Source organism: Shewanella sp. T24-MNA-CIBAN-0130, assembly GCF_040310185.1.
Classification (GTDB): Bacteria; Pseudomonadota; Gammaproteobacteria; order Enterobacterales; family Shewanellaceae; genus Shewanella; species Shewanella psychromarinicola.
In genome coordinates, this window is record NZ_JBEOPP010000394.1 from 1 (window position 1) to 260 (window position 260).

The window sequence follows — 260 nt, forward strand, 5'->3', positions numbered from 1 at the left end:
GTAGAAGGTATGGCTAGCGAAGGCCATCCGTACACTGGCTTTTTGTATGCAGGCTTGATGATAGATGAGACAGGCACACCAAAGGTTATTGAATATAACTGTCGTTTTGGCGACCCTGAAACACAACCTATGATGCTACGCTTACAATCAGACTTAGTTGAATTGATTGAAGCTGCTAACCGTGTAGAGCTTGATAAAACCACCATTGAGTTTGATTCACGCGCTGCAGTAGGTGTTGTTTTAGCCGCTAAAGGCTACCC

At 44.6% G+C, this 260-nt stretch carries 1 pseudogene; it reads left to right on the top strand.

Annotated elements, in window-relative coordinates:
* Positions 1-260 (top strand): annotated as a pseudogene (locus AAEZ02_RS22855) (phosphoribosylamine--glycine ligase); the annotation flags it as partial.